18 protein-coding genes are annotated in these 23,190 nt (G+C 60.3%); 7 read left to right on the top strand and 11 right to left on the bottom strand.

The window, feature by feature from the left end:
• The first annotated feature begins 78 nt into the window (after positions 1–78).
• The 5 genes from emhA (at position 79) to ACM6JQ_RS12415 (ending at position 8,619) form a co-directional block, all read left to right on the top strand.
• Positions 79–1,236, top strand: coding sequence for an efflux RND transporter periplasmic adaptor subunit EmhA (gene emhA / locus ACM6JQ_RS12395; RefSeq protein ID WP_414893908.1), 1,158 nt, complete (start codon positions 79–81; stop codon positions 1,234–1,236).
• A 3-nt stretch (positions 1,237–1,239) separates the two neighbouring features.
• Positions 1,240–4,389: an efflux RND transporter permease subunit EmhB gene (gene emhB, locus ACM6JQ_RS12400; RefSeq protein WP_007917083.1), complete on the top strand. Its 3,150-nt coding sequence runs from the start codon at positions 1,240–1,242 to the stop codon at positions 4,387–4,389.
• Positions 4,386–5,846 carry an efflux RND transporter outer membrane subunit EmhC gene (gene emhC, locus ACM6JQ_RS12405; RefSeq protein ID WP_007917089.1) on the top strand — a complete coding sequence of 487 codons (1,461 nt, stop codon included), beginning with the start codon at positions 4,386–4,388 and terminating at the stop codon, positions 5,844–5,846. The genes emhB and emhC overlap by 4 nt, the downstream gene beginning before the upstream one ends.
• A 443-nt stretch (positions 5,847–6,289) precedes the next feature.
• Positions 6,290–7,549 carry an OprD family porin gene (locus ACM6JQ_RS12410; RefSeq protein WP_414893909.1) on the top strand — a complete coding sequence of 420 codons (1,260 nt, stop codon included), beginning with the start codon at positions 6,290–6,292 and terminating at the stop codon, positions 7,547–7,549.
• A gap of 266 nt (positions 7,550–7,815) precedes the next feature.
• Positions 7,816–8,619: a methyltransferase domain-containing protein gene (locus ACM6JQ_RS12415; protein WP_414893910.1), complete on the top strand. Its 804-nt coding sequence runs from the start codon at positions 7,816–7,818 to the stop codon at positions 8,617–8,619.
• Between the two features lie 131 nt (positions 8,620–8,750).
• Here the strand turns inward: ACM6JQ_RS12415 and pcaC are convergent, their stop codons facing one another.
• The 11 genes from pcaC to pcaR all read right to left on the bottom strand — a co-directional run bounded on the left by pcaC (position 8,751) and on the right by pcaR (position 19,782).
• A complete protein-coding gene (gene pcaC / locus ACM6JQ_RS12420) occupies positions 8,751–9,143 on the bottom strand; it encodes a 4-carboxymuconolactone decarboxylase (protein WP_007917093.1) in 393 nt (130 codons plus the stop codon).
• A 13-nt stretch (positions 9,144–9,156) separates the two neighbouring features.
• Complete coding sequence (gene pcaD, locus ACM6JQ_RS12425) at positions 9,157–9,945, bottom strand: 3-oxoadipate enol-lactonase (RefSeq protein WP_007917094.1); 789 nt, start codon at positions 9,943–9,945, stop codon at positions 9,157–9,159.
• A 12-nt stretch (positions 9,946–9,957) separates the two neighbouring features.
• A complete protein-coding gene (locus ACM6JQ_RS12430; protein WP_414893911.1) occupies positions 9,958–11,322 on the bottom strand; it encodes a 3-carboxy-cis,cis-muconate cycloisomerase in 1,365 nt (454 codons plus the stop codon).
• Positions 11,323–11,368: 46 nt separating this feature from the next.
• Complete coding sequence (locus ACM6JQ_RS12435) at positions 11,369–12,664, bottom strand: MFS family transporter (RefSeq protein WP_038358208.1); 1,296 nt, start codon at positions 12,662–12,664, stop codon at positions 11,369–11,371.
• Between the two features lie 196 nt (positions 12,665–12,860).
• Positions 12,861–13,427: a protocatechuate 3,4-dioxygenase subunit alpha gene (gene pcaG / locus ACM6JQ_RS12440; RefSeq protein ID WP_414893912.1), complete on the bottom strand. Its 567-nt coding sequence runs from the start codon at positions 13,425–13,427 to the stop codon at positions 12,861–12,863.
• Between the two features lies 1 nt (position 13,428).
• Positions 13,429–14,133, bottom strand: coding sequence for a protocatechuate 3,4-dioxygenase subunit beta (pcaH, locus tag ACM6JQ_RS12445; RefSeq protein ID WP_007917099.1), 705 nt, complete (start codon positions 14,131–14,133; stop codon positions 13,429–13,431).
• A 36-nt stretch (positions 14,134–14,169) separates the two neighbouring features.
• Entirely contained in the window at positions 14,170–15,375 is a 1,206-nt protein-coding gene (pcaF, locus tag ACM6JQ_RS12450) for a 3-oxoadipyl-CoA thiolase (RefSeq protein ID WP_414893913.1), read from the bottom strand.
• Positions 15,372–16,154: a CoA-transferase subunit beta gene (locus tag ACM6JQ_RS12455; RefSeq protein WP_414893914.1), complete on the bottom strand. Its 783-nt coding sequence runs from the start codon at positions 16,152–16,154 to the stop codon at positions 15,372–15,374. Before ACM6JQ_RS12455 ends, pcaF begins: the two co-directional genes overlap by 4 nt.
• Complete coding sequence (locus ACM6JQ_RS12460; protein WP_007917105.1) at positions 16,151–17,008, bottom strand: CoA transferase subunit A; 858 nt, start codon at positions 17,006–17,008, stop codon at positions 16,151–16,153. The genes ACM6JQ_RS12455 and ACM6JQ_RS12460 overlap by 4 nt, the downstream gene beginning before the upstream one ends.
• 290 nt (positions 17,009–17,298) lie before the next feature.
• Positions 17,299–18,645, bottom strand: a complete 1,347-nt coding sequence (locus tag ACM6JQ_RS12465; protein WP_095113837.1) for an MFS transporter — start codon at positions 18,643–18,645, stop codon at positions 17,299–17,301.
• 294 nt (positions 18,646–18,939) lie between these two features.
• Positions 18,940–19,782, bottom strand: coding sequence for a pca regulon transcriptional regulator PcaR (pcaR, locus tag ACM6JQ_RS12470; protein ID WP_007917109.1), 843 nt, complete (start codon positions 19,780–19,782; stop codon positions 18,940–18,942).
• 650 nt (positions 19,783–20,432) lie between these two features.
• Here pcaR and ACM6JQ_RS12475 point away from each other — a divergent pair.
• A complete protein-coding gene (locus tag ACM6JQ_RS12475; protein WP_008080067.1) occupies positions 20,433–20,633 on the top strand; it encodes a hypothetical protein in 201 nt (66 codons plus the stop codon).
• 374 nt (positions 20,634–21,007) lie between these two features.
• Positions 21,008–22,483, top strand: coding sequence for an inorganic phosphate transporter (locus ACM6JQ_RS12480; protein ID WP_007917114.1), 1,476 nt, complete (start codon positions 21,008–21,010; stop codon positions 22,481–22,483).
• The last annotated feature ends 707 nt before the right edge of the window (positions 22,484–23,190 follow it).

The raw sequence follows: 23,190 nt of genomic DNA on the forward strand, positions 1-23,190 counted from the left end.
TACTTATCCACCCGGTATCCTTTTTTTACCCTTACACACTTCTTGTGCGCTTTTTGCGCGCCTGACCCGAGGATTTTCATGCAATTCAAGCCAGCTGTTACCGCTCTGGTCACTGCCGTCGCCCTGGCATCGCTGCTCAGCGGATGTAAAAAGGAAGAAGCGGCACCGGCCGCTCCTCCGCCTCAGGTCGGCGTCGTCACCCTGCAACCACAAGCCTTTACCCTCACCTCCGAGCTGCCGGGTCGCACCAGTGCGTTCCGTATTGCGGAAGTTCGACCGCAGGTCAACGGCATCATTCTCAAGCGTCTGTTCAAGGAAGGCGGCGATGTCAAAGCCGGCCAACAGCTGTATCAGATCGATCCGGCGGTCTATGAAGCGACCCTGAAAAGCGCCGAAGCCAGCCTGCGTTCGACCAAGTCGATCTCCGACCGCTACAAGCAACTGGTCGACGAGCAGGCCGTGAGCCGTCAGGAATACGACACCGCCGTGGCCAACCGCATGGAATCGGAAGCGTCGCTGCAGAGCGCGCAGATCAACGTGAAATACACCAAGGTCTATGCGCCGATCTCCGGCCGCATCGGTCGTTCTTCGGTCACCGAAGGCGCACTGGTCAGCAATGGTCAGGCCGACGCAATGGCGACGATCCAGCAACTGGACCCGATCTACGTTGACGTTACCCAGTCTTCGGTTGAACTGCTGGAACTGCGCCGTGAGCTGGAAAGCGGTCGTCTGCAAAAATCCGGCGAAAACTCGGCAGCAGTCAAACTGACCCTGGAAGACGGCAGCCAGTACAAGCTCGACGGTAAGCTGGAATTCTCCGAAGTCACGGTCGACCCGACTACCGGTTCGGTGACCCTGCGTGCAGTGTTCCCGAACCCGGATCACACCCTGCTGCCAGGCATGTTCGTCCGCGCCCAGTTGCAGGCCGGTGTCAACGCCGCCGCCATTCTGGCACCGCAACAAGGCGTGACCCGCGACCTCAAAGGCACTCCGACCGCACTGGTCGTCGGCCCCGACAACAAGGTTGAACTGCGTCAGCTCAAGGCCAGCCGCACTGTCGGCAGCCAGTGGCTGATCGAAGACGGCCTTAAGGCCGGCGATCGCTTGATCACCGAAGGCCTGCAGTACGTGCGCCCAGGTGTTCAGGTCAACCCGTCCGAAGCCACTAACGTAGGCAACAAGAACCCGGCCCCCGCTCAGGCAGCTGACAAAGCCGCCGGCGGCAAAGGGGAGTAATCCATGTCAAAATTCTTCATCGACCGTCCGATTTTCGCTTGGGTAATTGCCCTGGTGATCATGCTGGTCGGGGCACTTTCGATCCTGAAACTGCCGATCAACCAGTACCCGAGCATTGCGCCGCCAGCCATTGCGATCTCCGTGACCTACCCGGGTGCTTCGGCGCAAACCGTGCAGGACACCGTGGTCCAGGTGATCGAGCAGCAGCTCAACGGTATCGACAACCTGCGTTATGTGTCCTCGGAAAGTAACTCCGACGGCAGCATGACCATCACCGCGACCTTCGAGCAAGGCACCAACTCCGACACCGCGCAGGTACAGGTTCAGAACAAGCTGAACCTGGCCACCCCGCTGTTGCCGCAGGAAGTGCAGCAACAAGGTATCCGCGTGACCAAGGCAGTGAAAAACTTCCTCTTGGTCATCGGCGTGGTATCGCGTGACGGCAGCATGACCAAGGACGACCTGTCCAACTACATCGTGTCGAACATGCAGGATCCGATTTCGCGGACCGCCGGTGTCGGTGACTTCCAGGTCTTCGGTGCCCAGTACGCGATGCGCATCTGGCTCGATCCGGCCAAGTTGAACAAGTACAACCTGACCCCGGCTGACGTCAGCTCCGCCATCTCGGCGCAGAACGTTCAGGTGTCGTCCGGTCAGCTCGGCGGTTTGCCGGCGCTGCCAGGTCAGCAACTGAACGCGACGATCATCGGCAAGACCCGTCTGCAGACCGCCGAGCAGTTCAAGGCGATTCTGCTCAAGGTCAATCAGGACGGCTCGCAAGTGCGCGTCGGCGACGTCGCCGATGTCGGTCTGGGCGGTGAGAACTCGACCATCTCGGCACAGTTCAACGGCAAGCCATCGTCCGGTCTGGCGGTGAAACTGGCCAACGGTGCCAACGCCCTCGACACCGCCAAAGCCCTGCGCAAGACGATTGACGAACTCAAGCCGTTCTTCCCGCAAGGCATGGAAGTGGTGTTCCCGTACGACACCACCCCGGTGGTAACCGAATCGATCAAAGGTGTGGTTGAAACCCTGGTCGAAGCGATCGTGCTGGTGTTCCTGGTGATGTTCCTGTTCCTGCAGAACTTCCGCGCCACCGTCATCACCACGATGACCGTGCCGGTGGTATTGCTCGGTACGTTCGGCATCCTCGCGGCGTTCGGTTTCAGCATCAACACCCTGACCATGTTCGGTATGGTGCTGGCCATCGGCTTGCTGGTGGACGACGCCATCGTCGTGGTGGAAAACGTCGAGCGGGTGATGAGCGAAGAAGGCTTGTCACCGAAGGAAGCGACCAAGAAGTCCATGGGCCAGATCCAGGGCGCACTGGTCGGTATTGCTCTGGTTCTGTCGGCGGTACTGTTGCCGATGGCGTTCTTCAGCGGTTCCACCGGTGTGATCTACAAGCAGTTCTCGATCACCATCGTCTCGGCCATGGCCCTGTCGGTACTGGTCGCGCTGATCTTCACCCCGGCGCTGTGCGCAACCATGCTCAAGGCGATTCCGAAAGGCGAGCACGGCACACCGAAAAAAGGCTTCTTCGGCTGGTTCAACCGTAACTTCGACCGTGGCGTTCGCAGCTACGAGCGCGGCGTTGGCAACATGCTGTCGCGCAAAGCCCCGTATCTGCTGGCGTATCTGCTGATCGTTGTTGGCATGATCTGGCTGTTCACCCGTATTCCGACCGCGTTCCTGCCGGAAGAAGACCAGGGCGTACTGTTCGCCCAGGTGCAAACCCCGGCCGGTTCCAGTGCCGAACGTACGCAAGTCGTGATCGACGAAATGCGTTCCTACCTGCTGGAGAAAGAATCCGGCGCGGTCGCCTCGGTGTTTACCGTGAACGGCTTCAACTTCGCCGGTCGCGGTCAGAGCTCGGGTCTGGCGTTCATCATGCTCAAACCGTGGGACGAGCGTGACGCGAGCAACAGCGTGTTCGCCCTCGCCCAGCGTGCGCAGCAACACTTCTTCAGCTTCCGCGACGCGATGGTGTTTGCTTTCGCCCCGCCAGCGGTACTGGAATTGGGTAACGCCACCGGTTTCGACGTGTTCCTGCAGGACCGCGCCGGTATCGGTCACGAAAAACTGATGGAAGCGCGCAACCAGTTCCTCGGTCTGGCAGCGCAGAGCAAGGTGCTCTATCAGGTGCGTCCGAACGGCCTGAACGACGAGCCGCAATACCACCTGGAAATCGACGATCAGAAGGCCCAGGCCCTCGGCGTGAGCATTGCCGACATCAATAGCACGCTGTCGATCTCCTTCGGTAGTAGCTACGTCAACGACTTCATCGACCGTGGTCGGGTGAAGAAGGTGTACGTGCAAGGTCAGGCCGGTGCTCGCATGAGCCCTGAAGACTTGAAGAAGTGGTACGTGCGCAACAGCGCCGGGACCATGGTGCCGTTCTCCGCGTTCGCCAAGGGCGAGTGGATCTACGGATCGCCGAAACTGGCGCGTTACAACGGTGTAGAAGCGATGGAGATCCTCGGTTCTCCGGCGCCGGGTTACTCCACCGGTGATGCGATGGCCGAAGTCGAAGCGATTGCCAAGAAGCTGCCGGCGGGTGTCGGTATCTCCTGGACCGGTCTGTCTTATGAGGAACGTCTGTCCGGCTCGCAAGCGCCGGCGCTGTACGCCCTGTCGCTGCTGATGGTGTTCCTGTGTCTGGCGGCGCTGTACGAAAGCTGGTCGATTCCGATCGCGGTTATGCTCGTGGTGCCGCTGGGGATCATCGGTGCGCTGCTGGCCACCAGCCTGCGCGGTCTGTCCAACGACGTGTACTTCCAGGTGGGGCTGTTGACGACCATCGGTCTGGCAGCTAAAAACGCCATTCTGATCGTCGAGTTCGCCAAGGAACTGCATGAACAGGGACGCAGCCTGCGGGATGCGGCGATTGAAGCCTGCCGCATGCGTCTGCGACCGATCATCATGACCTCGCTGGCCTTCGTCCTCGGTGTTGTACCGTTGGCGATCTCCACCGGCGCCGGTTCAGGCAGTCAACATGCGATCGGTACGGGCGTGATTGGCGGTATGCTCACGGCCACGATCCTGGCGATCTTCTGGGTCCCACTGTTCTTCGTTACGGTTTCGTCCCTGGGCCAGCGTAAAATCGCTGACGAGGATGAGGCTACTGAAACTCCTAAAGAGGCTGGCCAATGAGCAAGTCGCTACTCTCCATCGCAGTCGCCGCCTTCGTGCTGAGCGGTTGCTCGCTGATACCTGACTATCAGCAGCCTGAGGCTCCGGTCGCAGGTCAGTACCCGCAGGGGCCGGCGTACTCGCCGGCCCAGGCTCCGGCGCAGGCCGCTGCCGAGCAAGGCTGGAAGCAGTTTTTCCACGACCCGGCGCTGCAACAGCTGATCCAGGTGTCGCTGGAAAACAACCGCGACCTGCGTGTCGCGGCGTTGAACATCGACGCCTATGCGGCTCAATACCGCATCCAGCGCGCCGACCTGTTCCCGGCGGTTTCGGCCAATGCCAGCGGCAGCCGTCAACGTCTGCCGGCTCGCGCGTCGACGACTGGCGACTCGATGATCAGCAGTTCGTATTCCGCCACCGTCGGCATCAGCGCTTATGAACTCGACCTGTTCGGTCGCGTTCGTAGCCTGAGCGAGCAAGCGCTGCAACAATACTTCGCCACTGAAGAAGCACGCCGCAGCACCCAGATCAGTCTGGTCGCCAGCGTCGCCAACGCTTACCTGACCTGGCAAGCGGACAAGGAACTGCTCAAGCTGACCCAAGACACCCTCGGTGCCTTCGAAGAAAGCTACAAGCTGACCAGCCGCAGCAACGAAGTCGGTGTCGCTTCGGCGCTGGATCTGGCGCAGTCGCGCACCTCGGTCGAGAACGCCCGGGCACAACTGGCGCGTTACACCCGCCAAGTGGCCCAGGACGAAAACAGCCTGACCCTGCTGCTCGGCACCGGTATCCCGGCCAATCTGCAAACGGCCAAGCCGCTGGCGGATGACCTGCTCAGCGACGTACCGCCGGGGCTGCCTTCGGATCTGCTGCAACGTCGTCCGGACATTCTGCAGGCCGAGTACAACCTGAAAGCGGCCAACGCCAACATCGGCGCGGCCCGTGCAGCGTTCTTCCCGAGCATCAGCCTGACCGCCAACGCGGGTAGCCTGAGCCCGGATCTGTCCGGTTTGTTCAAGGGTGGTTCGGGGACGTGGCTGTTCCAGCCGCAGATCAACCTGCCGATCTTCAACGCCGGCAGCCTGCGCGCCAGCCTCGACTACGCCAAGATCCAGAAGGACATTGGCGTGGCTAACTACGAGAAGTCCATTCAAACGGCCTTCCAGGAAGTCGCCGACGGCCTCGCCGCCCGCCAGACCTACACCGAACAGCTGCAAGCGCAGCGTGACTTCGTGCAGGCCAACCAGGATTACTACCGCCTGGCCGAGCGTCGCTACCGCATCGGTGTCGACAGCAACCTGACCTTCCTCGATGCCCAGCGTCAGCTGTTCAGCGCGCAACAAGCGCTGATCACCGACCGCCTCGCGCAGCTGACCAGTGCGGTCAACCTGTACAAGGCCCTGGGTGGCGGCTGGAATGCGCAAACCGCGCAGAACGAACCGCTGAAAGAAGAAGCACCGAAGATGAAGTTGTTCTGATCATCATCAGGTGAACACAAGAAGCCCACCGATTGGTGGGCTTTTTGTTGCCTGTCTGAAAGTTGTGGTGTCTGGGCTGGCCCCATCGCTGGCAAGCCAGCTCCCACAATGTTCTGTGGTGTACCCAACATTGTGAACGACACAAAAACCTGTGGGAGCTGGCTTGCCAGCGATGAGGCCCTCCCATTCACCCAAAACCCCGAGCAAATCTTGCGTTCGATAATCGCCCAAAAACCGCTTCCGCCGATTGAATCCCCACCACCGCCCCCCGCACCATTCGATCAACAAAACCAATAACAACAGGTTCGACACCATGCTCCCGCGCCCTGCTCCGACCGGCTGATCGCCGTCGCCTCACCCCCCTGAATTCATCGCATTTCTGCACCGTAAAAAACGGCCGCAGCGCACCCGTTCGCCCTAAAAAAACAAGAGAGACCCCAACTATGACAACCTCCCCTGCGCCTTACGCATTTCCCGGTCTGATCGTCCTGGCCTTGGCCGGCGCGGCGCTGCCCGCTGCGGCTGAAGAGGCCGGTTTCATCGAAGGGGCCAAGGTCAACCTGAACCTGCGCAACTTCTACATCAACCGCAATTTCACCAATCCGACCAAAGCTCAGGGCAAGGCTGAAGAGTGGACGCAGAGCTTCATCCTCGACGCGAAATCCGGCTTCACCCAAGGCACCGTCGGTTTCGGCCTGGACGTGCTCGGCTTGTATTCGGTGAAGCTCGATGGCGGCAAAGGCACCGGCGGCACCCAATTGCTGCCACTGGATCGCGATGGACGCCCAGCGGACAACTTCGGCCGCACCAACGTCGCCTTCAAAGCCAAGCTTTCGCAGACCGAAGTGAAGGTCGGCGAGTGGATGCCGGTGCTGCCAATCCTGCGTTCGGACGACGGCCGCTCGCTGCCGCAGACCTTTCGTGGCGGGCAGATTACCTCGAAAGAAATCGACGGCCTGACCCTCTACGGCGGCCAGTTCCGCGCCAACAGCCCGCGCGACGACAGCAGCATGAGCGACATGTCGATGACCGGCAAAGCGGCGTTCACCTCTGATCGCTTCAACTTTCAGGGCGGTGAATACGTTTTCAACGAAAAACGCACACAGATCGGCCTGTGGAATGCCGAACTCAAGGACATCTACAGCCAGCAATACGTCAACCTGATTCACAGCCAGCCACTCGGCGACTGGACCCTCGGCGCTAACCTCGGCTTCTTCTATGGCAAGGACGATGGTAGCGCCCGCGCCGGCGATCTCGACAACAAGACCTGGTCGGGCATGTTCTCGGCGAAGTACGGCGGCAACACCTTCTACGTCGGCCTGCAGAAACTCACTGGCGACAGCGCCTGGATGCGGGTCAACGGCACCAGCGGCGGCACGCTGGCCAACGACAGCTACAACGCCAGTTATGACAATGCGCAGGAACGCTCCTGGCAAGTGCGCCATGACTACAACTTCGTGGCGATGGGCATCCCCGGCCTGACCCTGATGAACCGCTATATCAGCGGCGACAACGTGCACACCGGGACGATCACCGACGGTAAGGAATGGGGCCGCGAATCGGAACTGGGCTACACCGTGCAGAGCGGCGCGCTGAAGGATCTCAACGTCCGGTGGCGCAACTCGACCATGCGCCGGGACTTCAGCAACAACGAGTTCGACGAGAACCGCTTGATCGTCAGCTACCCGATCAGCCTCCTCTAAACACCGATCCACCCCTGTAGGAGCTGCCGCAGGCTGCGATCTTTGATCTTAAAAACAAGATCAAAAGATCGCAGCCTGCGGCAGCTCTACATTGGAATTCTCGCCACTGGTCAGGAGAAGTGGCACTTTGCCGGTCGGCAGGTAAAGTGACAAAACCTGAAGGACTCAGGTGCTTCACCTTTCCGCTTCCGTCGTCGTAGTCGGTCCTCAAGCTGGGAGCCAGGTTGTCATCGGAAGACACCAACGATCACCCGAGGACCCCCTCAATGATCTCTCGTCTTGCAACACCCGACTGGGACGCCAAGGCGTACCAGCAGTTTTCCCGTCTCAGGCAACGCCCGGTCAATGAATTGCTCGACCGTGTCGACCTGCCGAACCCGCAACGTATTTACGACCTTGGCTGCGGCACCGGCATTGCCACGCAGTTGCTGGCCGAACGCTGGCCGCGCGCGCAGTTGCAGGGCGTCGACAGCTCCACGCAGATGCTCGATGAAGCGCGCTGTCTGCCGATCCGGGCGCAGTGGAAGTGTTGCGATCTGCTCGACTGGCGGCCGGAGCAGCCAGCGGATCTGCTGCTCGCTGCCGCCGTACTGCACTTTATCGGGGGCCATGAAACGCTGCTGCCGCACCTGCTCGGTTATCTGAATCCCGGCGGTTGTCTGGCGGCGCACATGCCGGACTGGCGCGATGCGCTGTGGTATCGGCTGATGCTCGACACCCTCGAAGACGGCGGCCCCGGCGGCACGCCAATAGGCACACCAGAACTGCGTCAGCGCATGGCCGCACGGCCGTTGTTGGCACTGGAGGATTACTACCGTTTGCTCGCGCCGCTGACCTCGTCGCTGGATATCTGGGAGACCGAGCAGTTGCAGGTAGTCGACGGTAAATCGCCGGTGTATGACTGGGTGAAGGTCTCGGCGCTGCGGCCGGTGATGCAGGCGCTGAATTCAGCGGAACAGACGCGGTTTATTTATCACTACCTGATGCGGGTGCATGAGCATTATCCGCAGGAAGCGGACGGGCATACGTTGTTTGCGTTCAAGCGGATATTTATTGTCGCCACGGTTTGATTGGTCGCGGCCACTATTGCTATCGCTGGCAAGCCAGCTCCCACAGGGATTTTCAGCGAACACAGATTTTGTGCACACCTGAAAAACCTGTGGGAGCTGGCTTGCCAGCGATGGCGTCAGCTCAGGCAACATCACTCCCGGGATTCGACTCCTAGCTCATCCCAAACCGATTCAGCCAGATGAAACGTCGCATTCGCCGCCGGAATGCCGCAGTAGATCGCGCTCTGCATGATCACTTCCTTGATCTCGCCCCGGCTCACACCATTATTGGCCGCCGCGCGCAGATGCAGTTTCAGCTCGCCTTCGCGGTTCATGCCGATCAGCATGGCGATGGTGATCAGGCTGCGGGTATGCCGAGGCAAACCCGGACGCGTCCAGATATCGCCCCAGGCATGCCGGGTGATCATCTCCTGAAACTCCGAGTTGAACTCGGTCAGCGTGGTCAGGCTGCGATCGACATGCGCATCACCGAGCACCGCGCGGCGCACTTGCATGCCTTCGTCGTAACGTTGTTTCTCGTCCACGAAAATCCCCTTATCAGGCGTTTAGAAACGCCAACACACGATCACTGAAATCCGCGCCAGCCTGCACGTTGGACAGGTGCGCCGCGTAGAACTCGGCGTACTGGGCACCGCGTACATGCTCCTGAATGAAATGCCCACCGGCCGGCGGCGTCACCGCGTCTTCGGTGCCGGCAATCACCAGCAACGGCACGTTGATCGACGCCAGTTGCTCGCGGAAATCGGCATCACGCACCGCCGCGCAGTTGGCCGCATAACCTTCAGGCGAAGTGGCCGCGAGCATGTCGGTAATCTGCTTGGCTGCGGCCGGATGTGCAGCGGAAAAATCCGGGGTAAACCAACGGGCAATCGATGCATCACGCAAGGCAACCATCGCCGCCGCGCCGTCACGCAACACGGTTTCGATGCGTGGATTCCACACCGACGGATCGCCGATTTTTGCCGCCGTGTTGCAGACGATCAGCTTGTGCAGACGATGACCAGCGTTGATCCCCAGCCACTGCCCGATCAGACCGCCCATCGACAGCCCGCAGAAATGCGCGCGCTCGATGTGCAGCGCATCCAGCAGACCGAGCACGTCATGACCCAGTTGTTCGATGCTGTAAGGCCCCGGCGTCACCAGCGATTGGCCATGGCCACGGGTATCGAAACGCAGCACGCGAAAATGCTCGGTAAATGCCGGCATCTGCGCGTCCCACATGTGCAGATCAGTGCCCAGCGAGTTGGACAGCACCAGCACCGGCGCATCGACCGGACCTTCAATTTGATAGTGCAGTTCGCCATCGGCGAGTTGAACGAAAGCCACAGCCCTCTCCTTTCAGACAGACAATGCGTTGTGTTCGGCCACCGCACGCTCGACCCAGACTTGCGCCTGACCGAGGTAATGGGCGGGGTTCAAAAGTTGATCGAGTTCAGCGCTGCTCAACTCGGCGGTGACTTGCGGTTCGTCACCGAGCACGGCGCGCAAATGGCGTTGTTCGGCCACCGCGCGTTTGCAGCATTGCTCAAGCAGATGATGCGCGGTGTCGCGGCCAACACGCTGGGCAAGGACGATGCTCACGGCTTCGGCCAGCACCAGCCCCTGCGTCAATTCAAGGTTTCGGCCCATGCGCTCGGCATCGACTTCCAGTCCATCGGCGAGTAACCGAGCCTGTTGCAGCGACCCCGAAACGAGGCAGCAAATCTCCGGCAAGGTTTCCCATTCGGCATGCCACAGGCCGAGGCTGCGTTCGTGCTCCTGCGGCATCGCGCTGAACAGCGTCGAGACCAGACCGGGCACGCGCGTCGCTGCGCCAATCAACACCGCTGCACCCACTGGATTGCGCTTGTGCGGCATGGTCGACGAGCCACCCTTGCCCGGTGCCGATGGCTCGAACACTTCTGCTGCTTCGGTCTGCATCAACAGGCTGATGTCGCGGCCGAATTTGCCGAGGCTGCCGGCGATCAAACCGAGCACTGCGCCGAACTCGACCACGCGATCACGCTGGGTGTGCCACGGTTGTTCGGGCAAGGTCAGTTGCAGTTCTTCGGCCAACGCTTGGGCAATCGGCAAGGCCTGTTCGCCCAACGCGGCGAGGGTCCCGGATGCACCACCGAATTGCAGCACTAGCAAACGCGGTTTGAGTTCGCGCAGGCGCTGACGACTGCGAGTGACAGCGCCCAACCATCCGGCGATTTTCATGCCGAGGGTTACCGGCGTCGCGTGTTGCAGCCAGGTGCGTCCGGCAAGCGGCGTCGAGGCATGACGTTGCGCCTGAACCGCGAGGGAATCGGCCAATTGCGCCAGATCGCTTTCAATCAGTGCCAGCGCCTGACGCAATTGCAGCACCAACCCGGAATCCATCACGTCCTGACTGGTCGCGCCCAAATGCACATAACGTTCGGCTTCAGCATCGCTGGCAGCAATCTGCTTGCCCAACGCCTTGACCAGCGGAATCGCCGAATTGCCCGCCGTGGCAATCGCCTCGCCGAGTGCTGCGAAGTCATACAAACCTGCATCACACGCCGCTGCAATCGGTGCCACTGCCGACGCCGGAATCAACCCGACCCGCGCCTCGGCCCGGGCCAGCGCCGCTTCAAAGTCGAGCATGGCCTGCACGCGGCCCTGATCGCAGAACACTTCACGCATATCGCCGGCAGTGAAGTAGGCATCGAACAATTGATTGCCCGGTCGCTGAGTCATAAACAGTCCTTGCCGGCGCGGGCCATCACGGCCCGCGCACTTCGGGTTAGAGATCGTGGTGCAAATACGCCGCTTGTTTCGGCAAGCGCAGACTGAACAGGAACGCGATCGCCATCATCGCCGTCACGTACCAGTAGAAGGAGTTTTCCATGCCGATGTTCTTCAGGCTCAGGGCGACGAATTCCGCCGAACCGCCGAAGATCGCATTCGCCACCGCGTAAGCCAGACCGACGCCGAGGGCGCGGACTTCCGGGGGGAACATCTCGGCTTTCACCAAGCCGCTGATCGAGGTGTAGAAACTGACAATCGCCAGCGCCACGGTGATCAACACAAACGCGAGGAACGGGCTGCTGACGCTTTTCAGGCTCAACAGAATCGGTACGGTGAACAGCGTGCCGAGTGCGCCGAACCAGAGCATCGAATTACGTCGACCGATCTTGTCGGCGAGCATGCCGAACAGCGGCTGCATGCACATATACAGGAACAGCGCGCCGGTCATGATGTAGCTGGCGGTCTTGGCGTGCATGCCGGCGGTGTTCACCAGGTACTTCTGCATGTAGGTGGTGAAGGTGTAGAAAATCAGCGAACCACCGGCGGTGTAGCCGAGCACGGTGATGAACGCGGCTTTGTGATCGCGGAACAGTGCGCTGATGCTGCCGGCGTCCTTGTGTTCGCGGGTTTCCTTGTTGGTGGTTTCTTTCAGACTGCGACGCAGAAACAGCGAAATCAATGCCGCCACCGCACCGACCACAAACGGAATCCGCCAGCCGTAGGCACGCAGGTCTTCTTCGGTGAGGAACTGCTGCAGGACCACTACCAGCGACACCGCCAGCAGTTGCCCGCCGATCAGCGTCACATACTGAAACGAGGCGAAAAATCCGCGCTGGCCCTTGAGGGCGACTTCGCTCATGTAGGTCGCAGTGGTGCCGTACTCACCGCCGACCGACAGGCCTTGCAGCAAACGTGCGAACAAAAGCAGCACCGGTGCCCAGACGCCGATGTCTTTATAGGTCGGCAGGCAGGCGATCAGCAACGAGCCGAAGCACATCATCAGAATCGAGATGAGCATCGAATTCTTGCGCCCGTGCTTGTCGGCGACCCGGCCAAAAATCCAGCCACCAATCGGGCGCATCAGGAAGCCGGCAGCGAACACGCCAGCGGTGTTGACCAGTTGCACCGTCGGGTTGTCGGAGGGGAAAAACGCCGGGGCGAAATAGATCGCGCAGAAGGCGTAGACGTAGAAGTCGAACCATTCGACAAGGTTGCCGGACGAGGCGCCGACAATGGCAAAGATGCGCTTGCTGCGCTCTTCACCAGTGTAATGGGAGGTAGTGGTTGTCATTGTTTTTCACTCGATAGGGACAGTGAGAGTCTAGACATACTTTGCAACAGTCCCGTTCCACAGTTCCATCTGCAACACAGTTCTCACCCGTGGGAACGAGCCTGCTCGCGAAGAGGGAGTGTCAGTCGACATTGATGTTGGCTGACCCACCGCTTTCGCGAGCAGGCTCGCTCCCACAGGGGATGGTGGTGATCGATTAATAATCGAAGAACACGGTTTCGGCATCAGTGCCCTGCAGAATCACATTCCACTGGTAAACACCCGAAGCATCCTGTTTGGCCAGCAACGTACTGCGACGTTCAGCCGGCACACATTCGAGCAACGGATCATCAACGTTGGCCGGCTCGCCCTCAAAGTAGATCCGCGTCAGCAAGTGCTTCACCAGGCCACGGGCAAACACCAGCACCACCAGATGCGGCGCCTGGGTCGAGCCCTTCAGGCCTTCAACCGTGCCCGGTTTGATCGTGGTGAAGCGGAAGCGCCCTTCCGCATCCACCGGCACCCGGCCAAAACCTTCAAAGTGCGGATCGAGCGGTTTGTCCTGCTCGTCTTCCGGGTGGTAGTACTTGCCGGCGGCGTTGGCCTGCCAGACTTCGAGCATGGCGTCGTTGACGACATCGCCGTTGCCATCCACCACTTGCCCGGTGATCGCCACGCGTTCGCCCAGAGTCTGTTCGACGGTGAGGTCTTCACGGTTCAGCCAGGTCAGACCGATGTGGTAGTACGGCCCGACGGTGTGGGACGTGGTCGCAGTCAGCGTCATCTTATTTCTCCATCGGCGTGGCTTCACGCCCGCGCAGCACGATGTCCCAGCGATAACCGAGGGCGTAGGACGGAATGGTTTTTTCCAGATCGAAACTGGCGATCAGGCGTTCCTTGGCCGAAGTATCCGGCACGCAGTTGTAGATCGGGTCGTAGGCCAGCAGCGGATCGCCCGGGAAATACATTTGCGTGACCAGACGGGTGAGGATGCTCGGCCCGAACAGCGAAAAGTGGATGTGCGCCGGGCGCCAGGCGTTGTGGTGGTTGCCCCACGGGTAGGCGCCGGGTTTGATGGTCTGGAATTGATACCAGCCGTCGGCGTCGGTGACGGTGCGGCCGGTGCCGGTGAAATTCGGGTCCAGCGGCGCGTCGTGCAGGTCGCGTTTGTGGTTGTAGCGGCCGGCGGCGTTGGCCTGCCAGATCTCCACCAGAATTCCCGGCACCGGCAGACCATTTTCATCGAGCACGCGGCCGTGAATGATGATGCGTTCGCCCTGCGGCTCGCCTTCGTGCTGCGCGGTCAGGTCATTATCGGTGTCGCCCACGTGCTCGGCGCCGATGGTCGGGCCGGTGATTTCCGACAGCGAGTGCGGCAGAAACACCAACGGCTTCGACGGCGAGCGCAGGTTGGTGGATTGATACGTCGGGTGCAGGTACTCAGGCTGAGTGCCTTCCTGCGGACGACGGTAACCAGGCTTGTCAGACATGTCGCTTTCCTCTGTTCTTTTTCGTCACGGCTTGCGTCAGACGCGTTCGATGGCCAGGGCCAGACCTTGGCCGACACCGACGCACATGGTCGCCAGACCTTTCTTGCCTTGAATCTTTTCAAGCTGATGCAGCGCGGTCAGCACCAGACGCGCACCGCTCATGCCCAACGGATGACCGAGGGCGATCGCGCCGCCATTCGGATTGACCTGCGCGGCGTCATCCGCCAGACCCAGTTCACGCAGTACCGCCAAACCTTGGCTGGCAAACGCTTCGTTGAGTTCGATCACGTCGAAATCGCTGACCGCGACACCGAGGCGCTCGATCAATTTGCGCACCGCTGGCACCGGGCCGATGCCCATCACCCGAGGGGCGACACCAGCACTAGCCATGCCGAGCACTTTGGCGCGGGCGGTCAGGCCATGTTTTTTTACGGCTTCGGCGGAAGCCAGAATCAGCGCGGCGGCACCGTCGTTAACGCCGGAGGCATTGCCGGCGGTGACGGTTTTGTCCGGGCCGTTGACCGGTTTCAGCTTGGTCAGCGCTTCGAGGGTCGTGTCGGCGCGAGGATGTTCATCCTGGCTAACCACGGTTTCGCCCTTTTTGTGGGCAATCCGCACTTCGACGATTTCTTCAGCGAAGTAGCCAGCAGCCTGCGCAGCGGCGGTACGTTGCTGGCTGCGCAGGGCAAAAGCGTCTTGATCGGCGCGCGAGACTTTATAGTCGTCGGCGACGTTATCGGCGGTCTGTGGCATCGCGTCGACGCCGTACTGCGCCTTCATCAACGGGTTGATGAAACGCCAGCCGATGGTGGTGTCTTCCAGCTTCATGTTGCGCGAAAACGCTGCGTCAGCCTTGCCCATCACAAACGGCGCGCGGGACATCGACTCGACACCGCCGGCAATCGCCAGCTCCATCTCGCCGCTGGCGATGGCACGGAATGCCGTGCCGATCGCATCCATGCCCGAAGCGCAAAGACGATTGAGGGTCACACCCGGCACGCTGTCCGGCAGGCCTGCCAACAGCAGCGCCATGCGCGCGACGTTGCGGTTGTCTTCGCCGGCCTGGTTGGCGCAACCGAGGAACACTTCGTCGATGGCGTTCCAGTCCACCGACGGATTGCGTTCCATCAGGGCTTTGATCGGCACAGCGGCCAGGTCGTCGGCGCGAACGGCAGACAAACCGCCGCCGAACCGGCCAATCGGGGTGCGAATCGCATCGCAGATATAAACCTCACGCATCATGCTTCTCCCGGTGCCTGGCCGTGGGCGGCGGCCGTGCGCGCTTCGAGATCGCGCAGCGCCGTCAGTTCGACGTCGGTCGGTTCAGCGGTGGTTTCGACGTTGTCAGCAAAACGAACCGCCCAACCGGTGGCCGCGACCACTTGCTCGCGGGTTACGCCCGGATGCAGTGCGGTGACCACAAATTCGTGGGTGCCCTCTTCCGGCTCCATGATGCACAGGTCGGTGATGATCCCGACCGGACCGGCGCCCGGCAGGCCCAGACGTTTGCGCGAATCAGCGCCCTCGCCGTGACCGACCGAGGTGATGAAATCGAGTTTGTCGACGAACGAACGCGCCGACTGTTTAAGGATGATCAACACGCTTTTCGCCGAACCGGCAATTTCCGGCGCGCCACCGGCACCTGGCAGACGCACTTTCGGCGAGAAGTAATCGCCGACCACGGTGGTGTTGATGTTGCCGAAACGGTCGACCTGCGCGGCGCCGAGAAAACCGACGTCGATGCGCCCGCCCTGCAACCAGTAGCGAAAAATCTCACCGGTCGGTACGACGGTGTCAGCGGTTTCAGCGAGTTCGCCGTCACCGATCGACAGCGGCAGCACACTTGGCTTGGCGCCAATCGGACCCGATTCGTAGATCAGCACCACGTCCGGCGAAGAAGTCAGGCGCGCAAGGTTGGCGGCTTTCGACGGCAGTCCGATGCCGACGAAGCACACCGAGCCGTTCTTCAGGCGACGGGCCGCGGCGACGGTCATCATTTCATTGGTGGTGTAAGTCATTATTTGGCCTCCGAAGCAGCGGCCAACTTGGCCTGGAACGCGCTGAAGTCAGCGCAGCCATGGATGTATTCGTTGATCCACGCAGTAAACGTCTCACGGTCTCGGGCGATCGGATCCCACGCCTGATAGAAACGATTGTCGCGCTCGTTGTAACCGTGGGCGTAGGAAGGATGTGCGCCGCCGGGAACATGGCAGACCGCGCTCAAGGCCCAGGTCGGCAATACACAAGAGTTCATCGGCGCGTTGAGGTCATCGACGATTTCTTCAACCGTGACGATGCAGCGCTTGGCAGCCAGTGCGGCTTCTTTCTGCACACCAAGAATGCCCCACAGCAACACGTTGCCCTGGCGGTCGGCTTTCTGTGCGTGGATCACGGTCACGTCCGGACGCACCGACGGCACCGCCGCCAACACTTCACCGGTGAACGGGCAGGTCACGGTTTTGATCAGTGGATTGACCTTCGGCAGGTCGGAACCGGCGTAGGCTCGCAGCACCGCGAACGGTAGGCCGGAGGCGCCGGCGACGTAGGCATTGGCCAGGTCGGCGTGGCTGTGCTCTTCGATTTCGAGAGCGTGCGGCCATTGCTTCTCGACCGCATCACGCAGACGGTGCAGCGAACCCACGCCAGGGTTGCCGCCCCAGGAGAAAATCAATTTGCGGGCACAACCGGCACCGATCAGTTGGTCGTAGATCAGGTCAGGCGTCATCCGCACCAGCGTCAGATCTTTCTTGCCCTGACGAATGATTTCATGACCCGCTGCTGTAGGGATCAGGTGAGTGAAGCCTTCGAGTGCGACGGTGTCACCGTCATTGACGAATTGCTTCACCGCGTCGTGCAGCGAAAGGATCTCAGCCATGGAGCGGGCTCCTGTTTTTGTAATGAATCGCCAGTGATAAAAAGGCGCGAGGTTCAGCGCCGGAGTGACTGAAGATTAAGCCTGGGAAAATTACCAAACAATCCGATAATCGACTGAGCGTTCGTTTATCGAACAGATTGTTGTCAACCTATCGGTTCGTGTTTTGATCGTTCCCACGCTCCGCGTGGGAATGCAGCCCGGGACGCTCCGCGTCCCTTTCAAAGGCCGGAACGCGGAGCGTCCCTAGAGGCGCTCCCACGCAGAGCGTGGGAACGATCATGCGCAGATACTCAAGTCGCATCCGCATGACTGACCATGCCCTTGATCACTACCGCCGTGGTGGCCAACGCCGCCGGAATCACCAACGCCGTCAGCACCTGCTCGAAATTCCAGCCCAGGCCCAACAACGTCGCGCCCATCCACGCCCCGAGAATCGCGCCAAAGCGGCCAATCCCCAGCATCCACGAGACCCCGGTCGCCCGCCCTTGAGTCGGATAAAACCGCGCCGCCAGTGACGGCATCGCCGACTGTGCACCGTTCACGCACATCCCCGCCACCAGCACCAACGTCGCCAGCAACGTGATATTGCCCAGGCTCTGCCCCACCGCGTAGGCAAACACCCCGGCCAGCAGGTAGAACGTGCCGATGACCTTGTGCGGATTGAAGCGGTCCATGGCCCAGCCCACCGCCACCGCACTCAACACCCCGCCGAACTGGAACAACGCACCGATAAACGCGGCTTGCTCCATGCTCGCGCCACTGTCACGCATCAGCGTCGGCAGCCAACTGGTCAGCAGGTAAACGATCACCAGGCCCATGAAATAGGTCAGCCACAGCAGCAAGGTGCCAGTGCTGTAAGTACCGGAGAAAATCACCGCGAACACGTTTCGCGCCTTGACGGTTTTCTGTTCCGGCACGCTGAAGCTGGAAGCCTGGGCCACAGTGAGCGGATCAATCGGCGCCAGGGTTTTGCGGATTTTGTCAGTGCCACGATTGCGGACTACAAGGTAGCGCGCCGATTCCGGCAGCCAGAACAGCAGCACTACGGCGAGGATCAGCGGCAAGATCCCGCCGATCAGCAGCAGGCTGTGCCAGCCGAACGCGGGGATCAGCTTGGCGGAAATAAACCCGCCACCGGCCATACCGAGGTTGAAACCGCAGAACATGCTGGTCACCAGCAACGATTTCTTGCGCTCCGGGGTGTATTCCGAGAGCAGCGTGGTGGCGTTGGGCATGCCGGCGCCCAGACCCAGACCGGTGAGGAAACGCAACACCAACAGTTGTTCGACGTTGGTGCTGTATGCCGACGCCAGGCTGAAGGCACCGAACAGCACCACAGCGCCGACGAGTACGACTTTTCGCCCGAAGCGGTCAGCCAATGGACCGGAACCCAGTGCGCCGAAGACCATACCGATCAACGCCGCACTCATCACTGGGCCAAGACTGGCGCGGTCGATGCCCCAGTCCTGCGACAGCGCCGGGGCAATGAAGCCCATCGCGGCGGTGTCGAGGCCATCGAGAAAGACAATCAGGAAACACAAGATCACCACCCGCCACTGATAGCGCGAGATCGGTTGGGCATTGATGAAGGTCTGCACGTCGAGGCAGTTACCTACAGCGGACTGAGGCTGGTTCATTATTTTTATTCCACGCAAAAAACGCAGTCGAACGGCGGCCGGCCAGAGAGCGGCACGGTCACAAGAATAGAAGGTCTGGATCAGGCGTTGCGGGAAACCCGGCAACAGCGGGTGGAGCGGAGACAGTCGGAGAGCGTGCGCATGGTGAGTTGCCTCTTGTCATTATTATGGGAGTCGACAGTCCGGCGGGCTCATTCACATCAGCGCCGGATGACGCTGCCGCGACATTAATGATCCGAGGGTTTTAGCGTCAATTCGATAAACGCAACACTGTGCGTTTATCGAACAGCTTCATCAGGCGAACAGCTGTGCGCTGAGGTCGCGACTGGCACTGAGCAAGCCCGGCAGGAAGCGCTGCTCCAGCTCGGTCCGACTGACGCGACCGGCGTGGGTACTGACGTTGAGCGCCGCCACCACTTGGCCCGAGGCATCGTAGACCGGCACGGCAATCGAACGCAGGCCTTGTTCCAGTTCCTGATCGACAATGCACCAGCCTTGCTGCCGCACTTCCTGCAGACATTCAAGCAACGCATCAGGGGTATGGATCGTGCGACTGGTCTTGGCGACCAGTTCGGCGTGATCGAGGTACTCACGCAACGACGTATCGTCGAGGGCTGCCAGCAGAATCCGGCCCATCGATGTGCAATACGCCGGCAACCGACCGCCCACCGACAGATCCACCGATATCAGCCGTTGGGTGGTCGCCGAACGCGCGATGTAGAGAATGTCGTCGCCTTCAAGCGTGGCCATGTTGCAGGCTTCGTGCAGTTGCTCGCTCATGCGGTCGAGGTAGGGCTGGGCGGACACCGCCAACGGCGTCGACGACAGATACGCGTGGCCGAGGGTCAGCACTTTGGGCAGCAACGAATAGGTGCGCCCGTCGGTGGTGGCGTAGCCGAGTTTGATCAGCGTATGCAGACACCGGCGCACGGCGGCGCGAGGAATTTCCGTGCGGTGACTGATTTGGGCGATGGTCAGATGACGCTTGCGCTCCTGAAACGCCTGCACCACCGCCAAGCCCCGGGCCAGCGAGGTCATGAAGTCCGGATCACCGGTCAACGCCTGGATGCGTTTGGCCGGCGAGGCGACGATCGGCGGCGCCACGGAGGTGAAAGAGTTGCGCATTTGATCGTTCATTTCTTGTCCTTTTATCCGGCACGGATCAATGGGCTATACAAGCGGCTCGCCAACAAATGCACAAGCGTCGGACCTGCAAGATTGGGCGATTATCGAACCGCGGGCCGATAATCGCAATCAGCCATGCGGCTCGCGTCAACGCTCCAAGGGTTCGGCTGAACTTTGGCTTTTATCTGAATCACGGCCTTAGTTGTTCGACTAAATGGCGCCAAAAACAGATCGCTCGCTAAATAGTGGGCGTCTGCACTTCAACTAGCGAGAAAAGTTGCGAGTCACAAAACAATCACACATTCAGAACCGTTTTTAACTTGGCAAAGATAGTCATTCCTGAATCGACCGCTATAATGCACCTCAGTGGCACCTCGTTTTTAAACGCCGAGGTCGTCACCCGCTGCGGCGATGTCCATCGCCAACAGCCCGGCCAGCGCCTGACGCGCATCACTCATGCAACGCCTGCGCTCGCTGAAACAGGAAACTGATGCTGCGTCAGTTTTTATCTGGTGCCGTAGCCGCCTGTAACACGGAAGTCTTGATCGCCCCACCGATTACACCAATGCCTGTTCAGGTGCTGGATGCTCGGTGGCTTCGTTCAATCGATTCGTTGCAGTGCGTTTCACCAGACACTTAACTCAACTCATACAGGTAGCACTGTGACGAAAGACGAACTGCGCGCGGAACTTGAGCGCCAGGAACAACGTTACAAGGAAGTTTACGGCGGGGAAGTCACCACCTACGCCGCTCAGCCCGAACCGGAACGCAAAGCGTGGCGTAAACGCCCGACCGTTCAGGATCAGGTCTTCAAGCAAGAAATCGAAAAAATCGAAAAGGAACTCAAAGCCGAAGAGCCTTGAGCCACAGTTTTTCGATCGTTGAAGGTTTTACGTCCACACCGGTTACAAGCGCGGTGGAACGACGATGCCTTGCGCGCCCGCTACCCGCGGGCAGCGGCCATCATCCGATCTGGCAGACTGAGGACGGGCGTCCTACAGGTTTCACAGATATTTCAGACAAGCGTTCGAGACCTCTCCGCGACGATGAAATCGCCTGCGAAATGAGCCTTTTACTATATAAATCAATGACTTGAAAAACCCTGTGCTGCGCTGGGTTTTCATGCGCTGCAACAAATTAAATCGAAGAAGTGTGTAACCGATGAGCAGGTAGGGGATCGATTTCCAGTCTTTTCTGGCATAATCGCGCCCCCTTACGACCGGGTCAGAAAACCTTCATGATCGATTTATTCAGCGGACTGGATGCTTGGGTGCTTGTGAGCCTCTTGCTCGCCCTGACGTTTGTCCTCGCCTTCGAGTTCATCAATGGATTTCATGACACCGCTAACGCGGTAGCCACTGTTATCTACACCAAAGCCATGCCGCCCCACCTGGCGGTGTTCTTTTCCGGTGTGTTCAATTTCCTCGGCGTGCTGCTGGGCGGCGTTGGCGTGGCGTATGCCATTGTCCATTTGCTGCCGGTTGAACTGCTGATCAATGTGAACACCGGCCATGGCCTGGCGATGGTGTTCTCGTTGCTCGCCGCGGCAATCGCCTGGAACCTGGGCACCTGGTACTTCGGTATCCCGGCTTCCAGCTCGCACACCTTGATCGGCTCGATCCTCGGTGTCGGCCTGGCCAACGCCCTGATCAACGACATTCCGTTGGCCGACGGCGTGAACTGGCAGAAAGCGATCGACATTGGCGCCTCGCTGGTGTTCTCGCCAATGGCCGGCTTCCTGATCGCCGCGCTGATTCTGATCGGCCTGAAATGGTGGCGTCCGCTGTCGAAGATGCACAAGACACCGGAACAGCGCCGCAAGATCGACGACAAGAAGCATCCACCGTTCTGGAACCGTCTGGTCCTGGTGATCTCGGCGATGGCCGTGAGCTTCGTGCACGGCTCCAACGATGGCCAGAAAGGCATCGGCCTGATCATGCTGGTGCTGATCGGTATCGTCCCGGCGCAGTTCGTTCTCGACCTGAACAGCACCACGTATCAGATCGAACGCACTCGCGACGCGACCCTGCACCTGAGCCAGTTCTACCAGCGCAACGCCGATTCGCTGGGTGAATTCCTGGCCTTGGGCAAGAGCGTGGAAGGCGACCTGCCGGAGAAATTCCGCTGCAACCCGCAGCAGACCGAACCGACCATCAGCGCCCTGCTGCACACGCTTAAAGGCGTAGCGGACTACCACTCGCTGTCGTCGGAAAGCCGTATCGAAGTACGTCGCTACCTGCTCTGCCTGGACGACACCGCGAAGAAGGTTGGCAAACTGCCTGGCCTGGAAGCCCGTGAAAAGGCTGACCTCGACAAGCTGCGCAAAGACCTGACCACCACCACTGAATACGCGCCGTTCTGGGTGATTCTGGCGGTTGCACTGGCCTTGGGCCTGGGCACCATGGTTGGCTGGAAACGCGTGGTGCTGACCATCGGCGAGAAGATCGGCAAGCAGGGCATGACCTATTCCCAGGGCATGTCCGCGCAGATCACTACTGCCAGTTTGATCGGCATGGCCAACATCTTCAGCCTGCCGGTGTCGACCACTCACGTGCTGTCTTCGGGCGTGGCGGGCACCATGGTCGCCAACAAGAGCGGCCTGCAGGGTGGCACGGTTCGCACCATTCTGTTGGCTTGGGTGTTGACCTTGCCGGCGACTGTGGCGCTGTCCGCTGGGTTGTTCTGGCTGGCTTCGAAGGCGTTGGGTAGCTGATAGATAGCGGGACATGAGAAAGGCGCGATTCGAGAGGATCGCGCCTTTTTTTGTGTTTGGGGGTTTGGAATTGGGGGGGGGGCATATCCGTTGCTGCGGGTGTTGCCGCTGGCGGTTTCGCTCTTACAGCGAGTCACCTTTTCCAAACGCCGAAAAGGTAACCCAAAAGGCTTTGCCCCGGCGTACGGCACTTCGCTGAGGCTCAGTGTTCCCTCGCTACGGTGTCCATCCGGGGGCATCGCCTACGGTTTGCTTCGCTGCACCTCCTCTCGATGTATGCGGCTTCGCCGCACGGCGCTGCGCGCCTAACCCCCGGATGGACACCTACGCTCGGCCTGCCGAAGGGGCAAAAGATCAAAAGCCAAAGCAAGATCAAGAGCCAGAGCCAGAGCCAGAGCCAGAGCCAGAGCCAGAGCCAGAGCCAGAGCCAGAGCCAGATCAAGAGCCAGAGCCAGAGCCAGATCAAGATCAAGAGCCCCTCACCCTAGCCCTCTCCCGGAGGGAGAGGGAACTGACCGTGGTGTTTGGGCGAGGTACGCCGACATGCGATACCGCGGCGAACTCAGGTTTTGAAACGCCCAAAAATCGGCCCCCTCTCCCTCGGGAGAGGGCTGGGGTGAGGGGCAAACACACCACAAATCAAAAGCCGAACACCCGCTCTTCACCACTCAAGGCCGAGTGTCAGCTCGCCTGCTTTTGATCTTGAT

The sequence above is a fragment of the Pseudomonas sp. IT-232MI5 genome, from assembly GCF_949767845.1.
In the GTDB taxonomy this organism is placed as follows: Bacteria; Pseudomonadota; Gammaproteobacteria; order Pseudomonadales; family Pseudomonadaceae; genus Aquipseudomonas.

What these genes read in the sequence shown, in the direction of transcription:
- pcaR (WP_007917109.1), bottom strand. Translation starts at nt 19,782, where the DNA reads ATGAACGATCAAATGCGCAACTCTTTCACCTCCGTGGCGCCGCCGATC.
- pcaH (WP_007917099.1), bottom strand. Translation starts at nt 14,133, where the DNA reads ATGTCTGACAAGCCTGGTTACCGTCGTCCGCAGGAAGGCACTCAGCCT.
- emhA (WP_414893908.1), top strand. Translation starts at nt 79, where the DNA reads ATGCAATTCAAGCCAGCTGTTACCGCTCTGGTCACTGCCGTCGCCCTG.
- ACM6JQ_RS12480 (WP_007917114.1), top strand. Translation starts at nt 21,008, where the DNA reads ATGATCGATTTATTCAGCGGACTGGATGCTTGGGTGCTTGTGAGCCTC.
- ACM6JQ_RS12465 (WP_095113837.1), bottom strand. Translation starts at nt 18,645, where the DNA reads ATGAACCAGCCTCAGTCCGCTGTAGGTAACTGCCTCGACGTGCAGACC.
- emhC (WP_007917089.1), top strand. Translation starts at nt 4,386, where the DNA reads ATGAGCAAGTCGCTACTCTCCATCGCAGTCGCCGCCTTCGTGCTGAGC.
- ACM6JQ_RS12410 (WP_414893909.1), top strand. Translation starts at nt 6,290, where the DNA reads ATGACAACCTCCCCTGCGCCTTACGCATTTCCCGGTCTGATCGTCCTG.
- ACM6JQ_RS12415 (WP_414893910.1), top strand. Translation starts at nt 7,816, where the DNA reads ATGATCTCTCGTCTTGCAACACCCGACTGGGACGCCAAGGCGTACCAG.
- ACM6JQ_RS12430 (WP_414893911.1), bottom strand. Translation starts at nt 11,322, where the DNA reads ATGACTCAGCGACCGGGCAATCAATTGTTCGATGCCTACTTCACTGCC.
- pcaG (WP_414893912.1), bottom strand. Translation starts at nt 13,427, where the DNA reads ATGACGCTGACTGCGACCACGTCCCACACCGTCGGGCCGTACTACCAC.
- emhB (WP_007917083.1), top strand. Translation starts at nt 1,240, where the DNA reads ATGTCAAAATTCTTCATCGACCGTCCGATTTTCGCTTGGGTAATTGCC.
- ACM6JQ_RS12435 (WP_038358208.1), bottom strand. Translation starts at nt 12,664, where the DNA reads ATGACAACCACTACCTCCCATTACACTGGTGAAGAGCGCAGCAAGCGC.
- pcaF (WP_414893913.1), bottom strand. Translation starts at nt 15,375, where the DNA reads ATGATGCGTGAGGTTTATATCTGCGATGCGATTCGCACCCCGATTGGC.
- ACM6JQ_RS12460 (WP_007917105.1), bottom strand. Translation starts at nt 17,008, where the DNA reads ATGGCTGAGATCCTTTCGCTGCACGACGCGGTGAAGCAATTCGTCAAT.